Here is a 16419-nt window from a genome sequence, read left to right on the forward strand (position 1 = left end):
TGCGACAGTCGGAGCGCCGCGACAACAGCCACATCTCGGGCCGCAGTGTCAGCGTGTACGAGCGCACGCCGCGGGTGACCATCGGCCCCTCGTCGAGATCGGTGACCAGCGCGTTGAACGGCCGGCGCAGCTTGGAATCCTCGCCGCCGCCACCGCCGAAGCCGCCGCCCTCCTCGCCGGCGCCCTGCTGGATCTCCACCAGCACGTCGATCCGCCGCCCGATCAGTTCGGCCGGCTCCACCGCCTCGCGCTTGGCCCTGACCACCAGCTCGATGGAGAACAGCTCGTTGACGCCTTCGACGATCGTCGCGCGCTCCGGCAGAAGCACGTCCTCGCCCAACGGCGAGATCACCTTCAGAACACGCCCCGCCTGGATGAAGTCGGCAGCCGATCCGCTCTCGATCCCGTCCGTCAGATCGTCCATCGCGCTCTCCAATTCCATGTCTGGTCGGCCGGCCGAGCCGGCCGATCAGCCGACCAAGGCCTCTTTGTTACCGAAGCGGCGCAGAAAATCCGGCAGCAGGCGCGCCCTCCTGGGGCTCTCGATCACCTCGAAGCGGCGCGAGTGCGTGTTGTAGTAGGCGGCGGCGATCGGCGGCAGCTCGCCGCGCTGGACGAACGGCACCATGGGGTTGCCGTAGAGCACCTTCTCGGGCGCCGGATCGTCGCCGATCAGGTCGATGAAAGGCGTGGCGATGTCGACGAGCTTCTTTTGCATGGCAATAGCCACGACGACATTCTTCTTGCCCGTGTAGGCGTGCAGCACCGAATAGTTGCCGTTCGGGCGACTGGTAATCTGCTCGCCGGGCTTCAGCCATTCGGTGACGAATTCGCGAATGCCCGGCATGTGGTCGAGCCGGCGGCCTTCGAAATAGACGTCCTCGGCTTCGACCAGCGTGTAGACGTAGCGCATGATCTGCAGATGCTGCGTCTTGGCGACGGTGATGCCGCGGGTTTTGACGCTGGGCCCGACCATGTTGGCCAGGCTTTCTGTCGAGGTGTATTCGACGATGAGGTGCTGCGCGGTCGCCGACACCTTCTGGATATCATCAAGCGCCATGGCGAATGGCCTCCCTGCGAAGAACGGGACAGTGTCCGCGGGCGCTCCGCCCGCGGGCAGACGGCGCCGGCCACCGGGCGCATGCCGGCGGCCGGCCGATGGGTCTCGGCTGGCGCTAGGCCGCCTTCGTCGTTGCGAGGTCGTAGGACGCGATCATCGGCGACAGCGGCGTCTGATTCTCGTCGTACGGCGTGTACTTCACTTCCATCTTGGTGAAGTTCAGCTTCAGGGTCTCCACCGGACGGTCGCCGGACGAATCGATCGAATAGCTGGCGAGGAGCGTGTTGGTCAGCGTGTATTCGATGTAGGTGTTGCCGGGATTGCCGGTGGTCACCATGTGGATCGTCGCCCGCTTGCCGGTGGAGCCCGAGCAGGCCTCCTGGAACAGCTTGGTGGCGGACGAGTCGCTCACCTTGGTCAGAACGACTTCCGATACCGTCGGCTCGGAGGCCTCACGGTTCGCAGCGGAACCGGCGGCCGTATTCATGTTGCGCGACACGTTCCAGTGAATGGCTTCGATGTCCATCCACTTGCGGTGCTGCTCATGGGTGGCATCGCCCTGGATACCGTCGATCTGGAGATAGATGGGCATGACGTCGTACTCTCCTGTTGTCCTCGTTGGCACGATGAAACCTGTCAGGGCGCGGAGGCCTGACGGCGTTTCGCGGCGTCCGGTCCGCCCAAAGCGGCGTCGGTCATCACGCGATCCGTCGGTTCGTCCTTCGAACCGACGAATTCCTCCTCTGGCTCGGCATACGTCGCCTCGACGCCGAATCCTGAATTCTCTTCGTATCCGACGGTCACGCGGCGAACCCGGCGACCTTCGAGCATCGATTGCAGAAAGAGGCTCGAAATCCGGGGCAGCAGATCCCGGCCGATCATCGCCTCGATCACGCGCGCTCCCATTTCGCTGGCGCGCGCGGCCGAAACCAGCCGATCGCGAGCCGCATCGCTCAGCACGAGTTCGGCTCCATAGCGCCCGTCCACGCGTTCGCGGATCCTGTCGAGCTGCAGCGCCACGATCTTGGAAAGCGCCGCCTGATCCAGCGGCCTGTAAGGCAAAATGGTGGTGCGCCCGAGAAACGCCGGCTTGAAGTGCTTCTTCAATTCCTCGGTGATGAGGGTTTCGAGCGCGTCGCCGCTCGGCATCGTGTCCGGATCCTCGGCGAGTTGCGCCAAGAGCTCGGCGCCGCTGTTGGCCGTCATCAGGATGGTGGTGTGCTTGAAATCGACGTCGCGGCCTTCGCCGTCGCGCAGCATGCCCTTGTCGAAGACCTGGAAGAAGATGTCCTGAACCCCGGGGTGGGCCTTGTCGATCTCATCCAGCAGGAGGACCCCGTAGGGACGCCGGCGCACGGCCTCCGTCAGCACGCCGCCTTCGCCGTAGCCAACATAGCCGGGCGGCGAGCCGAGCAGCATCGAGACCTTATGCTCCTCCTTGAACTCCGACATGTTGATCGTCGTCATGTGCTGCGGACCGCCGTAAAGGAGATCGGCCAGCGCCAGCGCCGTCTCGGTCTTGCCGGTGCCCGACAGGCCGACCAGGAGAAAGACTGCGGGCGGCCGCCGCGGATCGGACAATCCGGCACGCGCGGAGCGCATCGAGGCCGCGATGCGCTCCAGCGCGTCGTTCTGGCCGATGATGCGCTCCTTCAGGCGCTCGTCCAGGGAACGGACCGTGGCGATCTCGTCGACCAACAGCTTGCCGACCGGAATACCGGTCCAGCGGGCTACGACCGCGGCGACGGTATCGCCATCGACGACGCGCGGGACCAGCGGATCGGAACCGGCCTCCTCCTTGAGCCGCCGCTCGGCATCGGCAAGCGCGGCCTGAAGCGCGCCGCGATCCTGTTCGCCGTGTGACGCCGCATCCGCATCGCCGTTCATCAAGGCGTCGGAAGGCCGATGTCCGTCCAGGCGCGGGCCCGCCGTGTTTTGCTCGGGCTGAGCCAGAAGCGCTTCCAAACGATCGGCGTCGTCGGCCAGTTGACGCTGAGCCTCATAGCGCCGATCGATCTCGGCGATCGTCTCCTCGAGCTCGCCCTGCCGGGCAAGGATGGCCGCGAGCCGTTCGCTCGCTTCGATGCTGGCGGGTTCGCGCGACAGCCACCGATGTTCGGCATCGAGGCGCTCTTTCTCCGCCTGCGCGGCGCGGATCGGATCCGGCAGGCCGTGCCGGCTGAGCGCAACGCTCGCTGCCGCCGTGTCGACAAGGCTGATCGCCTTGTCCGGCAATTGGCGGTCGGGAATGTAGCGCGCCGACAGCGAGACGGCTGCCGCCAGCGCGCTGTGGCGGATGACTACCCCGTGATGATCCTCGAACCGGTCGGCGATCCCGCGCAGCATCGCAACGGCACGCGCCTCGTCGGGTTCGTCCACCTTCACCGCCTGGAAGCGGCGGGTAAGGGCGGCATCCTTTTCGATGTAGCGCTTATATTCGGAGAAGGTGGTCGCCGCGAGCGTGCGCAGCTCGCCGCGCGCCAATGCCGGCTTCAGGAGGTTGGCCGCATCACCCTGGCCCGGCTGAGCGCCGGCTCCCATCAGCATATGCGCTTCGTCGATGAACAGGATGATCGGCTCGGCGCTGGCCTTCACGGCGTCGATCACGCCACGTAGACGCCGCTCGAACTCGCCCTTGATGCCTGCGCCGGCCTGCAGCAGACCGAGGTCGAGAGACAGGAGACGTACGTCGGCCAGGCGCTCCGGCAGGGCGCCGGCGACGATCTCCAGCGCCAGAGCCTCGGCGATGGCCGTCTTGCCGACGCCCGCCTCGCCGACCAGGATCGGATTGTTCTGGCGCCGCCGCATGAGGACGTCGACCACTTGCCGCAGTTCGCGCTCGCGTCCGATCACCGGGTCGATCTGTCCTGCGCGAGCTGCCGCCGTCAGATCCTGGGTGTAGAGGGCGAGAAAATCGTCGCCACTCTTGCCGGCCCCGACGACGGGCGACGGTAGCGCGCTCGGCCCGTCGCCCTCCTCTCGCGCCTGCGAAAGCTCGGCCTCCAACGCCTCGCTCGACAGCGATCTGAGGGACGGCGCCGCTCCCCGCAGGATCGCGCGCAATGTCGGCTCGTCCAAAAGAGCCGCAAACAGATCGCCCGGCGATATGCGAGACCGGCCATGTTGCAAATTGGCCAGCGTGAACGCTTCCCGCGCCCACAGGATGAGATTGGGAGAGAGCGTCAGCGACCCGCCTTCGCCGCGCGGCAGATCGTCCAGAGCAGCGGCCAGCTCCCGGCGGGCCGATTCAACTGACACGCGACAGCGCTCCAAAAGCTCAGTAACTTCCTTATTTTCAAGGAGCGCGGCGAGCCAATGGGCAATATCTACCGTTACGTTAGATGAACGCGCAGCAATGGCAGCAGCGCTTTCCAGACTTGTTCGGGAAACCGAGTCTAGTTTCTCTATAAGTTTATCGATACTGATCCGCGACATGGAAAAAATCGCTCGCCTGCCAGTCGGGGCACCACTTTTGGCGCCCGCCTATTTCAAGAATGTGGCAAGATCGAAAATTTCCAAGATATTTTTTTTGGCGAACTTATCTTTACCCCAGCGATCTCAGCGATAAAACAAGCGGACCGGGGTTTTTGACGATACAAAATTTTGTCGAAAAAAGCCCGCCCGTCGGGAAAGATCGCCCTTTCACGACGTCTTGATCGACCGATGCCGTAATCCGAGGTTGCACTTTGCATTTGGATGTCCCCACCGTCACAGCCGCATTCGGGCACGAGTTGCCCTGCGGTGGGAATCCGCGCAGCGCGCCAGAGACGCGGGAGCTCTACTACCGGATCAAGGACAGCCGGAATGCCGCTCGCAGCGAGGAGCGTTCGATCGCGCCCGGCGAGCCGATCCGCCTCTCGGCGAAATGGCGCGAGGTCTACGATCTCGCGACCGACATTCTGCTGCACCACGCCAAGGACCTTGAAATCCTCGCCTGGCTCGCAGAAGCCCAGTTGCGGCTGGAAGGCTTTGCCGGGTTGCGCGACGTTTTCGCGGCGATGGAAGCGCTCACCGCCGGCCATTGGGACGACCTGCACTCGGTCGGTGACGGCGAACTGGAGGACAAAGTGGCGCCGCTGGCCGGCCTGAATGGCATCGGTGGCGAAGGCACCCTCATTCAGCCCGTCCGCCTCACCCCGCTGGTTCCGGGCGCGCGCTACGGCGAACACAGCCTGTGGGACTATCAGCTGGCGCAGCGGGGCGACAATTCGGATCGGAAAGAGGCGCTGGACGAAGCGGTGATCGAAGCCGGAACCGACGCGATGGCTGGCCGGCATCAGGAGGCGATGGAATGCCTGGCGGCGTTCGATCGTCTGGTGGCGGTGATCGACGAGCGATGCGGCGCCGATGCGCCACCGAGTTCCAACACCCGCACGGTCCTGGCTGAGTCGGCCGCCGCCATTCGCGTGCTCGCCCATCTCGAGGAAGGGGGGGCCGCGCCGGCCGACACCGCCAAGTTGGCCGCAGCGCCCCAACCGGTGGAAGGAACGCCGTCGCCGAAGCCGGGCAACGGCGCAGACCACACCGGGGGCGCGGTCGAGATGTCGTCGCCCAAGATCGGATCACTCGTCATCGGCTCGCGCGACGATGCCTTCGAAGCGCTTCTGTTGATCGCGCGGTATTTTCGCCGGAGCGAGCCGCATTCGCCGATCGCGGCTTCGATCGAAACGCTGGTGCGCCGCGGTCGGATGGATTTCGCCGATTTGCTCGGCGAACTGCTGCCCGATCCGGCGACCCGCAAGCAGGTGCTGACGGCCGCCGGCATCCAGCCGCCGAAAGGCGAGGCCGAAAGCAGCGAGGCGGCATCGTGACCATGGCGGACAGAACGGCGTGGCCGTCCGTCGAACCCGGCCGGAAGCGCCGGCTTCGATCAATCGTTTGAAGGAGCGAACCAATGGAAAGCGTTCACCAGAAGCTGGAGAGGGTCCGCAAGCCGAGGGTCCACATCAAGTACGAGGTGGAGACCGAAGGCGCGATGGTGGTCAAGGAACTGCCCTTCGTGGTGGGCGTGCTCGGGGACTTCTCCGGCGACCCGACCGAGCCTTTGAAACCGTTCGGCGAACGCAAGTTCGTGCAGATCGACCGCGACAATTTCGACGAGGTGATGCGCCGCATGACGCCCGGCCTCAACCTGGCCGTCGAGAATACGCTGGCAGACGACGGCACCGACATGCAGGTGTCGCTGCGCTTCGACAGCCTCAGCGATTTCGAGCCCGGTGCGGTGGTCAATCAAGTGCCCGCGCTGAAGGCGCTGCTCGATGCCCGCAACGAATTGCGCGACCTGATGAGCAAGGCCGATCGCTCCGAAGACCTGGAACGGCTTCTGGAGGACGTTCTGCAGAACAAGGGTGACCTCGACAAGCTTGTCGGCGAGCTTTCGGCCCGCCGCCAGGCCGAGGCGGCCAGCAAGCCGGAATAGCGGCGAAGGAGACCTGACATGAGCCAGGAAACGCAACTGGAGCCGAAGGCCGAGGTCGTTGTCGAGGATGAAAATCTTCTCGCCAAGGTCGTCTCCGCCACCCGGCAGACAACGCCCGACCGCGCCGAGAACCTCTTGCGCACCCTGACGGATCAGGCGCTCAAGGGAACGGTCGTCTACGACCGCAATCTCACGGTCACACTGAACAAGGCGATCGCCGAGATCGACCGCGTCATTTCGCGCCAGCTCGCGGCCATCATGCATACGCCGGAGTTCACCAAACTCGAAGGCACCTGGCGTGGCCTGCACTATCTGGTGAAGAATTCGGAGACGAGCGCCAATCTCAAGATCCGGGTTCTCAACGCGACCAAGCGGGATCTGACGCGCGATCTCGACAAGGCGGTGGAATTCGACCAGTCGCTCCTGTTCAAGTCGATCTACGAGGACGAGTTCGGTACCCCCGGCGGCGAGCCGATGGGCGCTCTCGTCGGCGACTACGAATTCGACAATTCCTTCGAGGACGTGCAGCTCCTGCAGGGCATTTCGGCGATCTCGGCGGCCTCTTTCGCGCCGTTCATCGCGGGTGCCAGCCCGCAGATGATGGGCTTCAACGACTTTCGCGACCTGGCTCGGCCGCGCGACCTCGAAAAGATCTTCGAGACCGTCGAATACACCAAATGGCGCTCGTTCCGCGAAAGCGACGATTCCCGCTTCGTGGCGCTCGCCATGCCGCGGGTCCTCGCGCGCATGCCCTATAGCCCGGAGACGGTGCGCATCGACGAATTCGCCTTCGACGAGACCGATGGTTCGAAGGGCGCCGAACTGCCGCACGAGCACTATTGCTGGATGAACGCGTCTTACGTCATGGGCACGAAGCTGACCGACGCCTTTGCCAGAAGCGGCTGGTGCACGGCGATCCGCGGCGCCGAAAACGGCGGCAAGGTGGAAAACCTGCCGACCCACGTCTTCGCCAGCGACGACGGCGACATGGACCTGAAATGCCCGACCGAAGTCGGGATTACCGACCGTCGCGAGGCGGAACTCGGCAAGCTCGGTTTCCTGCCGCTCTCGCACTACAAGAACACCGATTACGCGGTCTTCTTCGGAGCCCAGACGGCCCACAAGCCGAAGATCTACGACCTGCCCAGCGCCACGGCCAACGCGGCGATCTCGGCACGGCTTCCCTACATGATGGCGACGTCACGTTTTGCCCATTATCTGAAGGTGATGGGGCGCGACAAGATCGGCTCCTTCATGGAAGCCGACGACGTCGAGAACTGGCTCAATCGGTGGATCTCCAACTACGTCAACGCCAACGAGGACGCCGGCGAGGAGTCTCGCGCGAGCTATCCGTTGCGCGAAGCGCGCGTGGAGGTTCGCGAGGTGCCGGGGCGGCCGGGCTCTTACAACGCCATCGCCCATCTTCGACCGTGGCTGCAGCTCGAAGAGCTGACGACGTCGCTGCGCATGGTCGCGCGCATTCCCTCGAAGAGCTAGGGGTTTCGCTCGGCGCCGAGCGCCCCAGGGCGGCACGGCCCAGCGCAGGGAGAGCGGCATGGACAGGACCTGCGTCTCTGAATGGCGAAGCGAGGTCGCCCGGCTGATCGCGCGCATCGATGCTGCGCTCGAACGCCAGGTGAACGCCATTCTCCATCACCCGCGGGTGATGGAGATGGAAGCGCGCTGGCGCGGCCTGGCGCTGGTCGTGCGCACGGCGGCGCGCAGCGAGGAGGTCAAGGTCCGCATCATCTCGGCCAGCCGCCGCGAGTTGGAACGCAGTCTGGAACGAGCGGGCGAGTTCGATCAGAGCCACCTGTTCGAACTCGTCTACAGCCGGGAATTCGGTACGCCGGGCGGCGAGCCGTTCGGCCTTCTGGTCGCGGACTACATGGTCTCTCCGGATGGCGAAAACGGCGAAGGCGACACGGTGGGGATGCTGACCGCCGTTGCCACCGTCGCCGCCGCCGCATTCTGCCCGGTCGTGGCCGGAGCCTCGGCGCGAACCGCGGGCCTCGGCAGCTTTCGCGACCTCAACCGCGTGCAGAATCTGGCGCAGGCGCAGGGCGATCCTTCGATGATCCGGTGGACCGCGTTGCGATCCCACGACGACGCGCGCTTTCTGGGGCTGGTGGCGCCGCGCGTCCTTCTGCGTCCGCCGCATCGCGCCTACGACCGGCGCCGCGACGACGGGTTTCCGTTTCGCGAGACGATCGCCGCCGACGCCTCGACGCTTCTCTGGGGCAATGGCGCCTTCGCTTTTGCGGTGGTCGTGATCCGAACCTTCATCGAGACCGGCTGGTTCGCCGACCTGCGCGGTGTCAGCCAGGACCGGGTCGACGGCGGGATGCTCGGAGCGAACGACCTTTCGCCCTACGACTTCGGAACGGAAAGCGGGGGCCTGTCCGCCCAGCCGCCGGTCGAGGCCCGCCTGACCATCCGGCAGGCGCAGCAATTGTCCGATCTCGGCATCGTGCCGATCGAGACGACCTACCTGTCGTCCGGCGTCGTGTTCAATTCCAACCAGTCGCTGCACGCGCCGCCGCACCATTCCAGCGAGAGCGCCAGGCAGAACGCACGGCTGGCCGCGATGCTGCAATACGTGCTCTGCGCGTCGCGCTTCTCGCATTATCTCAAGGTGATCCTGCGCGACGAGATCGGACGCCTTTCCGACGCCGCGACCATCCAGCGCCGGCTGGCGGACTGGCTGGCGGGCTATACGCTCGGCAACGACGACGCCAGTAGCGAACTGCGCACGCGCTTTCCTCTGCGTTCGGCCGGCATCGAGGTCGGCGACATCCCCGGAAAGCCGGGCAGCTACATGTGTACCGTGCGCCTGCAACCGCATTTCCAGCTCGATGACGTCACGACGAGCTTCCACCTCGTCGCGGAGACCGAGGCCGGTCGGCCTCAACCCAGCGAGGCGGCTTCCCAGGAAAGGATCTTCGCATGACGATTGCCGGCGCGATCGCGGACTATCTTGACGAAAATGCTCTCGCGGCAGCGATCGAGCATGCCGGCGCCGCAGTGCGCGAAGCCCCGCAGGACCGCACGGCGCGCGGCCTCTTCATCGATCTTCTCGTGCTCGCCGGTGCTTATGAGCGCGCCGACAAGCAATGTGCCGTGGCGACGTCGCTCGATCCCGAGGAGGCGGTCGGTCTGGCCCGCCTCAGGGCCGAGCTGCGCGCCATGGCGGCGCGCGACGCCTTTTTCGAAACCGGCGCCGTGCCGGATTTTCCGGGCGGCCCGAGCGAGCGTGATCAGCTCGCGCTGAAGCTATCGATCGCCCATCGCGACGCGAACGCGAAGGCCGCATTCGCCGCGCTGGAGGCTCTGGAGGCGGCGCGCGGCGTCCGGCCGATGACGGTGAACGGCGCCTTGGTCGAGGACTTTCGCGACTGCGACGACCGCATTCCTCACGCTCTGGAAGCGCTCAGTTCCGGTGGCGCCTATCTGTGGATCGACTTCGAGCGCATCCAGACGCTCACCATCGCGCCGATGACTCGGCCGCGCGATCTCGCCTTCCGGCCGGCCGAACTCGGCCTCACGGACGGCAGCGTCGGACCGGTTCTCCTGCCGATGATCTATCATGGCACCGGCGACGAGCCCGCGCTGCGGCTCGGGCGCGAGACGGTATGGGACGAATGCCCGAGCGGGATCACCGCCGGACGCGGTCAGCGCTGCTTCCTTTCGGGCGACGCCCTGATGGCTGCGCACGAACTCGAAACCCTCGCCTCGGCCACGGTCGGCAACAGCGCGGCGGAGGCACGCCGTGGCTGATCCTCTCGACCGTTTCATGCCCGGTCGCAGCAGCGTCTCGCAGCCTCTGCTCGACCGTCTGCTCGATGCCGAACCCGACCGCGTCGAGGACCCGCCGCTACGCCCGGTGGACGAGTTGCGCCGCCTGCGCGAAGCGATCCGCCGCGACCTGGAAGCGCTGCTCAACACGCGTCAGCCGCCGGTCTCGCCACCGTCCGACCGGCCGCATCTCGACAGTGCGCTCACCGCCTTCGGCATCGAAGGGTTCGTCGGCGCCAGCCTGGGCTCGCCGGCCGCCAAGACGCGTTTCGCGCGGGCGATCGAACGGCGCATCGAACTGTTCGAGACCCGGCTCACCAGCGTCCAGGTGACCGTCCTCAAGAGCCGCAACGACAGCGATCGCGCCTTGCGTATGCGCATTCAGGCAAGCTTCCGGGTGAACGAGGCGATGCCGCCGATCCGGCTCGAATCGATGGTCGACCCTTCCACCAACCGCATCGAGCTCGAGGCGCCCGGTGACTGACGGTTTCTTCGCACGCTACAACGAGGAACTGGACGCGCTTCGCCAGCGGGCCTCCCGCTTTGCCGCCGCCTTTCCGAAGGTGGCCGGACGTCTGCGATTGACAGGCGAGGTGGCTGACGATCCCCATGTGGAGCGGCTGGTGCAGAGCTTCGCCTATTCGGCGGCCCGCGTGCGCCAGAAGCTCGACGACGAGTTTCCCGAACTCACCGACGGTCTGCTCGAAACGCTTTACCCGCACTATCTGGCGCCGATTCCGTCCATGTCCGTGGTGCATTTCGAGCCGGACGCCAATCTTGCGAATGTGCGCCTGATCCCGCGCCATTCCGAGATCCGTGCCGAGCCGGTGGGCGGGGAGAGCTGCCGATTCCGCACCACGCAGGACGTTCCTGTGGCTCCGATCACGCTGACGGCCGCGACGCTCGCGGGCCAGCCGCTGGATGCACCGGCAAGCCCGCACCGCGGCGCCGCCTCCTGTCTTCGCCTGTCGCTGCGCGCCCGCAGTGGCCAAGGCGGCATCGCCGGTCTCGGCCTCGACCGGCTCCGGCTGTTCCTGGCCGCGCCCTGGCGCCAGGCGAGCGCGCTTGCCGAGCTGTTGATGAACCATACGCTGGGCATCGCCCTGGCGCGGCACTCGGGCGACACCGAGCCGGTGCTTCTGCCGGCGTCGAAGCTCAGACCGATCGGCTTTGCCGAGGACGAAGCGATGCTGCCCTATCCCGCTTCGAGTTTCATCGGATACCGGCTTCTCACCGAGTTTTTCGCGCTGCCGCAGAAGTTTCTGTTCCTCGACGTTCTCGGCCTCGACGCGTGGAGCGGAGAAGCCGTCGAGGTCTTCATCTATCTCGACCAGGCCGACAGTGCGCTGGAACAGTCCGTCTCGGCCCGTGACTTCGTTCTCAACGCCTGTCCCGTCGTCAATCTGTTTCGCCAGAACTGCGAGCCGATTACCGTGGACGGAACCCGCACCGAGTATCGCCTGCTACCGGACTCGCGCCGTCAGAAGACGCGCGAGATCCATTCCATCGACAGCGTGACGATCAACGAGCGGAGCGGCGCCAGCCATCGATGCCAGCCCTTCTTCGGGCGTATGCGCGCCTCCGGTCCGCCCGTCTTCTGGCAGATCGCCCGCCGGTTCGACGAGGAGGACCGCACCAGCGACGTCGATATCGCCTTCGTCGACGAAGCGCGGCGGACGACCGGTCCTCTCGACGCGGTGGCGAGTGTCGAGACGCTCTGCCTCAACCGCGACCTGCCCGAGCACCTGCCGTTCGGTGGCGGCCATCCGCGGCTCGAGATGGTGGACAGCACCGACGGGATCGGCGCGGTGGAGGCGCTGTTGCCGCCGACACCGTCCGTTCGCCTCGCCGATACCAACGGCCGCAACTGGCGGCTCGCATCGCATCTGCTTCTGAATCATCTGTCTCTGGCCGATCGCGGCGGCGGCGCGTTGAAGGACGTCCTGAAGCTCTATGCCTTCCGCGACACGCCGGAGACCCGCCAGATCGTGGACGCGATCTCCGGGATCGAGGTGAGGAGCGCGACGGCGCGGATTGCCGGCGGCGGCATGGTTCCGGGCACCGAGATCGAGCTGACCTTCGATCCCGCGATCATCGACCGGCCGTCGGCCTATCTGTTCGGCGCGGTGCTCGATCGTTTCTTCGGTCTCTATACGGCGATCAACAGCTATAGCCGGCTTACCGTTCACCTGCGCGGCCAGTCGCGCCCGGTCGCCCGGTTCCCGGCTCGCGCCGCCGAAAGGCCGCTCCTGTGAGTGCGCTGCGCGACGATAGCATCGTAATGCCGGCCCGAACGGAGCCGGTGGACGATCTGTCGCGCCTGCGCCGGCGCCTGATCGAGGAGCCGGGCCTTTTCGAACCCTCGACGGCCTTCCGCCTGGCGGTCGAAGACGAGGGCGTTCGCGTCACCTCGCCCTTCGGCGTGGCTCCGGCCCCGGTTGCCGTAGCGCTGGAAGAAGGCCGCAGTGGCACGATTGTCGCGACCACGCCGGTTTCTGGTCTGGTCGGGCCGCTCGGCGTCTTGCCGCCATCCTACGATGAAGCGGTGATGCGCGAAGAGCGCAACCGCTCGCATGCGCTGCTGGCCTTCTTCGATGTCTTCGGCGCCCGGCTGGCGGAGCTGTTCTTTGCGTCGGCGGAGAAGTACCGGCTCGCGCGGCGGCTGCGCTGGAGCGGGCGTGACGCGGGCAACGCCTTTCTGACGGCCCTGTTCTCGCTGACCGGCTTCGGCACGCGCCGGCTCAAGGAAACCAGCGGTGTCGAGACCGACGTGATCCTTCGATTCGCCGGCTTCTTCGCGCAGCGCACCCGCAATGCCTCGAATCTGAGGGCGATGCTCGCCGAGTTCACCGGAGTGCCGGTCAAGGTCGAGCAGTTTCGTCCGCGTTGGCTGACGGTCGCCGAGCATGACCGTACCAGCCTCGGTCCGAATGCCCGGCTCGGCGTCAACACGATGGCCGGCGCGGCGGTGAAGGACCGGTCCAGCGGCTTTCGGATCGTCCTCGGGCCGCTGGACTATCGCGACTACTGCGCCTTTGCCCCCGGCGGAGCGCCCGCGGCCGAACTGGTCGCGCTGACGCGGCTGTTCGTCGGGATCGGTCTGAGTTTCGACGTCCAGGTGATCCTCAAGAAGGAGCAGGTTCCGTTCTGCCAATTGGGCGGTGCGGGCACCGCCCAGCCGCGGCTCGGCTGGAACAGCTGGGCGCGCGTGGCTCCGGCGGAGCGCGACAGCGACGAGGCTTTCTACACGGCGGAAGCCGGTCAGAAAGGAGCCTCCCATGCGGCTTGAGCTACGGCAGACGGCGGGACTGGCCGCCCGGGCACCGCGCCGGCCCTGGACGTTCGATCGCGGGCGCCGGAGCCTCGGCGGCAGTCCGGACTGCGATTGGGTGATCGAGGACCAGGACGGAACCCTTTCCGATTTTCACTGCATCATCAGCCGTGAGCGCGAGTCCTTCGTCGTCGAGGATCGCAGCGCCCACGGCATCCGCGTCGACGACACGCTGCTGCGCCAGGGCGAGACGACGCGCCTGGGCTCGGGCTCCGTCATCGCGTTCGGTGCGCTCGCCTTCGAGGTCGTGCTCTACGGAGAAGCCGAGCCCGATCTCGACGATCCCGATGCCGATCTGCGTCTCAGCGACGAAGCGCCGACCATCTCCTCGATCCTGGCCGACGTGGCGCCGGGACGCCAGCGAGGCAGCGGACTTGGGGGCACGGCGTCCTGGGACGAGGACAGATTGCCGACCCACGAACGCCAAGGTTCGTCCACGCGGCGGGACGACTTCGCCGCGCCGTCCTCCCGCGAGGTCGAGATCGGCTGGAGCGGACCGCCGGAGACGGGCTCCATGCAACCGCTCTTGCCCAACGACTGGAATGTCGATACGGGCGGCGACTACGCCAGCAATATCGAGCATCGGCCCGCTCTGAGCACGGCGGTGCCCCGCATGGGGGCGCGCCGCCGCGCACGCGCCCCCGACCCCATCCCCGATATTCCCGACGATGCTTTCGACGCGCTGGCGCCCTCCCAGCCCGAGGCTGATGCGAATTTCGTGTCGAAGCTTGCCGAACCGAGAGACACGCCTGCTTCGAGTCCTGAGGAGAGCCGGTCGCCATCGATACCGGACCAAGACATCGACCCGCGCGCACTATCGAACGAAGACGAGCCCGCCGCGACCGAACCCGACCGCGAGCCGAGTGGATCGCCTTTGGTCGTGGACGAAAGCCCCGCTCCCGGCGACACCACGGAACAGGCCATTGCCGATATTCTGGGGCCGCCGCGTAGAACCGGATCAGCCCAGGCCGAACGACCCGATCGCCCCGTGCGGCCGCGAGACGAGCGGCGACCCGCCGAACCGTCCCGTCCTTCAGGAGACTTTGGCGGCGGCGGCGCCGGTCCGCATCTGTCCGCCCTGCTGCGCGACTGCGAGGATTCGCTCGACGAGGTCTGCCGCCTGTTCGGCATGGAGGATATGGACGCCGGGATCGGATCGTTTCCGCCGCAGGCCGACATCGGTGCCCGCCTCGCGGCGCTGACACGGCGCCAGACTGCGTTGCGCGAGACGCTGGATCGTCTCCTGCGCGAGCTCGGACCGAGGCTCGAACCCCGCGCGCTCGAAGCCCGCGTGGATGCCGGCACGGGCACGGTCCTGCCGTGGCCGCGCCGCGACTATTGGCGAGCCTATCGCGCGCAGTTCCGGCACGACGGCCGCGATCTTTCGGTTCAGGAATTTCTGCAGTCTCTCGTCGCGGTCGACGAGGGCATCGATGCAGCGAGTGGCGTTGAAGGTGGGTTGAAGCGAAGACGATGAAGGACGAAAACCGCGTCGCGTGGAGCGAGGGCATGTTCCTTCGCGTGCAACACTTCCAGCAGGCGGACCGCTGGACGGAGCGCCTCGTGCGCACCTCGGTCCAGGAGACCGTGGCCTATCCCTGGGGCGTCTCCGAGATCGCGATCGACCACGGCGCGCTTGCCGTCGGCCAATTCTCCCTGTCCGGCATCCGGGGAATCCTGCCCGACGGTACGCCTTTCGAGGCACCAGGCGATACCGATCTGCCTCCACCGATCGCGCTCGAGGAGACGGCGAAGAACGAAATCGTCTATCTGGCGCTGCCTGGCCGGCGCCCCGGCCGCGCCTATTCCGTCATGGAAGCCGGCGAGGCGCAGTCCGGCGCCAGGCTCGCCGCTTCCAACTTCGAGGCATCCGACGCCAATCTCGACACGGACTTCATCGCGCCGATCGATGTCTCCCGGCTGAATCTGCGTTTCCTGAAAACCGGTGACGAGCTGGCCGGCTACGATCTCATCGGACTAGCGCGGGTCGTCGAGGTTCGCTCCGACCGGGCCGTCATCCTCGATCCCGACTATCTGGCGCCGAGCCTCAACTGCGGGGCCGAGCCGCGTCTCGGCGAGCTGATCCGCGAGCTTCTCGGCATCGTGCGCCACCGCGCCGAGGCGATTGCCGACCGCATCGGCGACCCGACGATCCGCGGCACGGCCGAAGTCGGCGACTTCTTCCTCCTGCAGATTCTCAACCGCGCCGATCCGATGCTGGCCCACATCGCGGCGAACGCGACGCGGCTGCATCCGCTCGCCTTCTATGAATTCTGCATCGGGTTGGCCGGCGAACTCGCCACCTTCACCACCGAGGACAAGCGCGCCGCCGAGTTCCCGCCCTATCGGCACGACGACCTGAAGACGACCTTCGCCGCCGTCTTCGACGATCTGCGCACGTCCCTTTCGGCCGTCCTCGAGCAGACCGCCGTCGCCATCGATCTGGTCGAACGTCGCCATGGCGTCCGCGTGGGAACGATCCCGGATCGCTCGCTTCTGGCCAGTGCAGGCTTCGTCCTGGTGGTCGGCGCCGACATGCCGGGCGAGGAGATCCGCCGCAAGCTGCCGGCGCAGATCAAGGTCGGGCCGGTCGAGCGCATCGTCGAGCTCGTCAACGTGGCCCTGCCGGGCATCCCCGTGCGTCCGCTGCCGGTACTGCCCCGACAGCTCCCCTACCGCTCCGGCCGCGTCTATTTCGAGCTCGACACCGGATCGCCACTCTGGCGCCAGCTCGACACCTCGGCCGCCATCGCGCTGCATCTGGCGGGCGACTTCCCCAACCTTGAAATGGAACTGTGGGCGCTGCGAGAATGA

14 protein-coding genes are annotated in these 16419 nt (G+C 66.4%); 10 read left to right on the top strand and 4 right to left on the bottom strand.

Annotation, left to right across the window (positions count from 1 at the left end; translation table 11 throughout):
- The 4 genes from SMD10_RS00005 to tssH form a co-directional block, all read right to left on the bottom strand.
- Nucleotides 1-424, bottom strand: a 424-nt coding sequence (locus SMD10_RS00005; RefSeq protein WP_331683571.1) for a contractile injection system protein, VgrG/Pvc8 family, incomplete at its 3' end; no start/stop codon positions are given.
- A 45-nt stretch (nucleotides 425-469) separates the two neighbouring features.
- Nucleotides 470-1060 (bottom strand): hypothetical protein, encoded by a 591-nt coding sequence (locus SMD10_RS00010; RefSeq protein ID WP_331683572.1) that lies wholly within the window; start codon nucleotides 1058-1060, stop codon nucleotides 470-472.
- A 115-nt stretch (nucleotides 1061-1175) separates the two neighbouring features.
- Nucleotides 1176-1652 carry an Hcp family type VI secretion system effector gene (locus SMD10_RS00015; RefSeq protein WP_331683573.1) on the bottom strand — a complete coding sequence of 159 codons (477 nt, stop codon included), beginning with the start codon at nucleotides 1650-1652 and terminating at the stop codon, nucleotides 1176-1178.
- Nucleotides 1653-1696: 44 nt separating this feature from the next.
- Nucleotides 1697-4495 carry a type VI secretion system ATPase TssH gene (gene tssH / locus SMD10_RS00020; protein WP_331683574.1) on the bottom strand — a complete coding sequence of 933 codons (2799 nt, stop codon included), beginning with the start codon at nucleotides 4493-4495 and terminating at the stop codon, nucleotides 1697-1699.
- Between the two features lie 257 nt (nucleotides 4496-4752).
- On the opposite strand from tssH, the gene tssA reads away from it, so the two are divergent.
- The 10 genes from tssA (at nucleotide 4753) to tssK (ending at nucleotide 16419) form a co-directional block, all read left to right on the top strand.
- Nucleotides 4753-5871: a type VI secretion system protein TssA gene (gene tssA, locus SMD10_RS00025; RefSeq protein ID WP_432757148.1), complete on the top strand. Its 1119-nt coding sequence runs from the start codon at nucleotides 4753-4755 to the stop codon at nucleotides 5869-5871.
- 83 nt (nucleotides 5872-5954) lie between these two features.
- Entirely contained in the window at nucleotides 5955-6479 is a 525-nt protein-coding gene (gene tssB, locus SMD10_RS00030; protein ID WP_331683576.1) for a type VI secretion system contractile sheath small subunit, read from the top strand.
- 18 nt (nucleotides 6480-6497) lie between these two features.
- A complete protein-coding gene (tssC, locus tag SMD10_RS00035) occupies nucleotides 6498-7976 on the top strand; it encodes a type VI secretion system contractile sheath large subunit (protein ID WP_331683577.1) in 1479 nt (492 codons plus the stop codon).
- A gap of 58 nt (nucleotides 7977-8034) precedes the next feature.
- On the top strand, nucleotides 8035-9429 hold the full coding sequence (gene tssC / locus SMD10_RS00040) for a type VI secretion system contractile sheath large subunit (RefSeq protein ID WP_331683578.1): 1395 nt from the start codon (nucleotides 8035-8037) through the stop codon (nucleotides 9427-9429).
- Complete coding sequence (locus tag SMD10_RS00045; RefSeq protein ID WP_331683579.1) at nucleotides 9426-10256, top strand: type VI secretion system accessory protein TagJ; 831 nt, start codon at nucleotides 9426-9428, stop codon at nucleotides 10254-10256. Before tssC (SMD10_RS00040) ends, SMD10_RS00045 begins: the two co-directional genes overlap by 4 nt.
- Nucleotides 10249-10758 carry a type VI secretion system baseplate subunit TssE gene (tssE, locus tag SMD10_RS00050; RefSeq protein ID WP_331683580.1) on the top strand — a complete coding sequence of 170 codons (510 nt, stop codon included), beginning with the start codon at nucleotides 10249-10251 and terminating at the stop codon, nucleotides 10756-10758. The genes SMD10_RS00045 and tssE overlap by 8 nt, the downstream gene beginning before the upstream one ends.
- A complete protein-coding gene (gene tssF, locus SMD10_RS00055; protein ID WP_331683581.1) occupies nucleotides 10751-12529 on the top strand; it encodes a type VI secretion system baseplate subunit TssF in 1779 nt (592 codons plus the stop codon). The genes tssE and tssF overlap by 8 nt, the downstream gene beginning before the upstream one ends.
- Before the next feature lie 26 nt (nucleotides 12530-12555).
- Nucleotides 12556-13563: a type VI secretion system baseplate subunit TssG gene (gene tssG, locus SMD10_RS00060; protein WP_331683582.1), complete on the top strand. Its 1008-nt coding sequence runs from the start codon at nucleotides 12556-12558 to the stop codon at nucleotides 13561-13563.
- Entirely contained in the window at nucleotides 13553-15082 is a 1530-nt protein-coding gene (locus SMD10_RS00065; RefSeq protein WP_331683583.1) for an FHA domain-containing protein, read from the top strand. The genes tssG and SMD10_RS00065 overlap by 11 nt, the downstream gene beginning before the upstream one ends.
- Complete coding sequence (gene tssK, locus SMD10_RS00070; protein WP_331683584.1) at nucleotides 15079-16419, top strand: type VI secretion system baseplate subunit TssK; 1341 nt, start codon at nucleotides 15079-15081, stop codon at nucleotides 16417-16419. The genes SMD10_RS00065 and tssK overlap by 4 nt, the downstream gene beginning before the upstream one ends.

The organism is Consotaella aegiceratis, from assembly GCF_036541425.1.
GTDB classification, from domain to species: Bacteria; Pseudomonadota; Alphaproteobacteria; order Rhizobiales; family Rhizobiaceae; genus Consotaella; species Consotaella aegiceratis.

Excerpts from the sequence above, each read along its gene's own strand:
- tssK (WP_331683584.1), top strand. The coding sequence starts at position 15,079 with ATGAAGGACGAAAACCGCGTCGCGTGGAGCGAGGGCATGTTCCTTCGC.
- tssC (WP_331683577.1), top strand. The coding sequence starts at position 6,498 with ATGAGCCAGGAAACGCAACTGGAGCCGAAGGCCGAGGTCGTTGTCGAG.
- tssB (WP_331683576.1), top strand. The coding sequence starts at position 5,955 with ATGGAAAGCGTTCACCAGAAGCTGGAGAGGGTCCGCAAGCCGAGGGTC.
- SMD10_RS00045 (WP_331683579.1), top strand. The coding sequence starts at position 9,426 with ATGACGATTGCCGGCGCGATCGCGGACTATCTTGACGAAAATGCTCTC.
- SMD10_RS00015 (WP_331683573.1), bottom strand. The coding sequence starts at position 1,652 with ATGCCCATCTATCTCCAGATCGACGGTATCCAGGGCGATGCCACCCAT.
- SMD10_RS00065 (WP_331683583.1), top strand. The coding sequence starts at position 13,553 with ATGCGGCTTGAGCTACGGCAGACGGCGGGACTGGCCGCCCGGGCACCG.
- tssH (WP_331683574.1), bottom strand. The coding sequence starts at position 4,495 with ATGTCGCGGATCAGTATCGATAAACTTATAGAGAAACTAGACTCGGTT.
- tssC (WP_331683578.1), top strand. The coding sequence starts at position 8,035 with ATGGACAGGACCTGCGTCTCTGAATGGCGAAGCGAGGTCGCCCGGCTG.
- SMD10_RS00010 (WP_331683572.1), bottom strand. The coding sequence starts at position 1,060 with ATGGCGCTTGATGATATCCAGAAGGTGTCGGCGACCGCGCAGCACCTC.
- tssG (WP_331683582.1), top strand. The coding sequence starts at position 12,556 with ATGCCGGCCCGAACGGAGCCGGTGGACGATCTGTCGCGCCTGCGCCGG.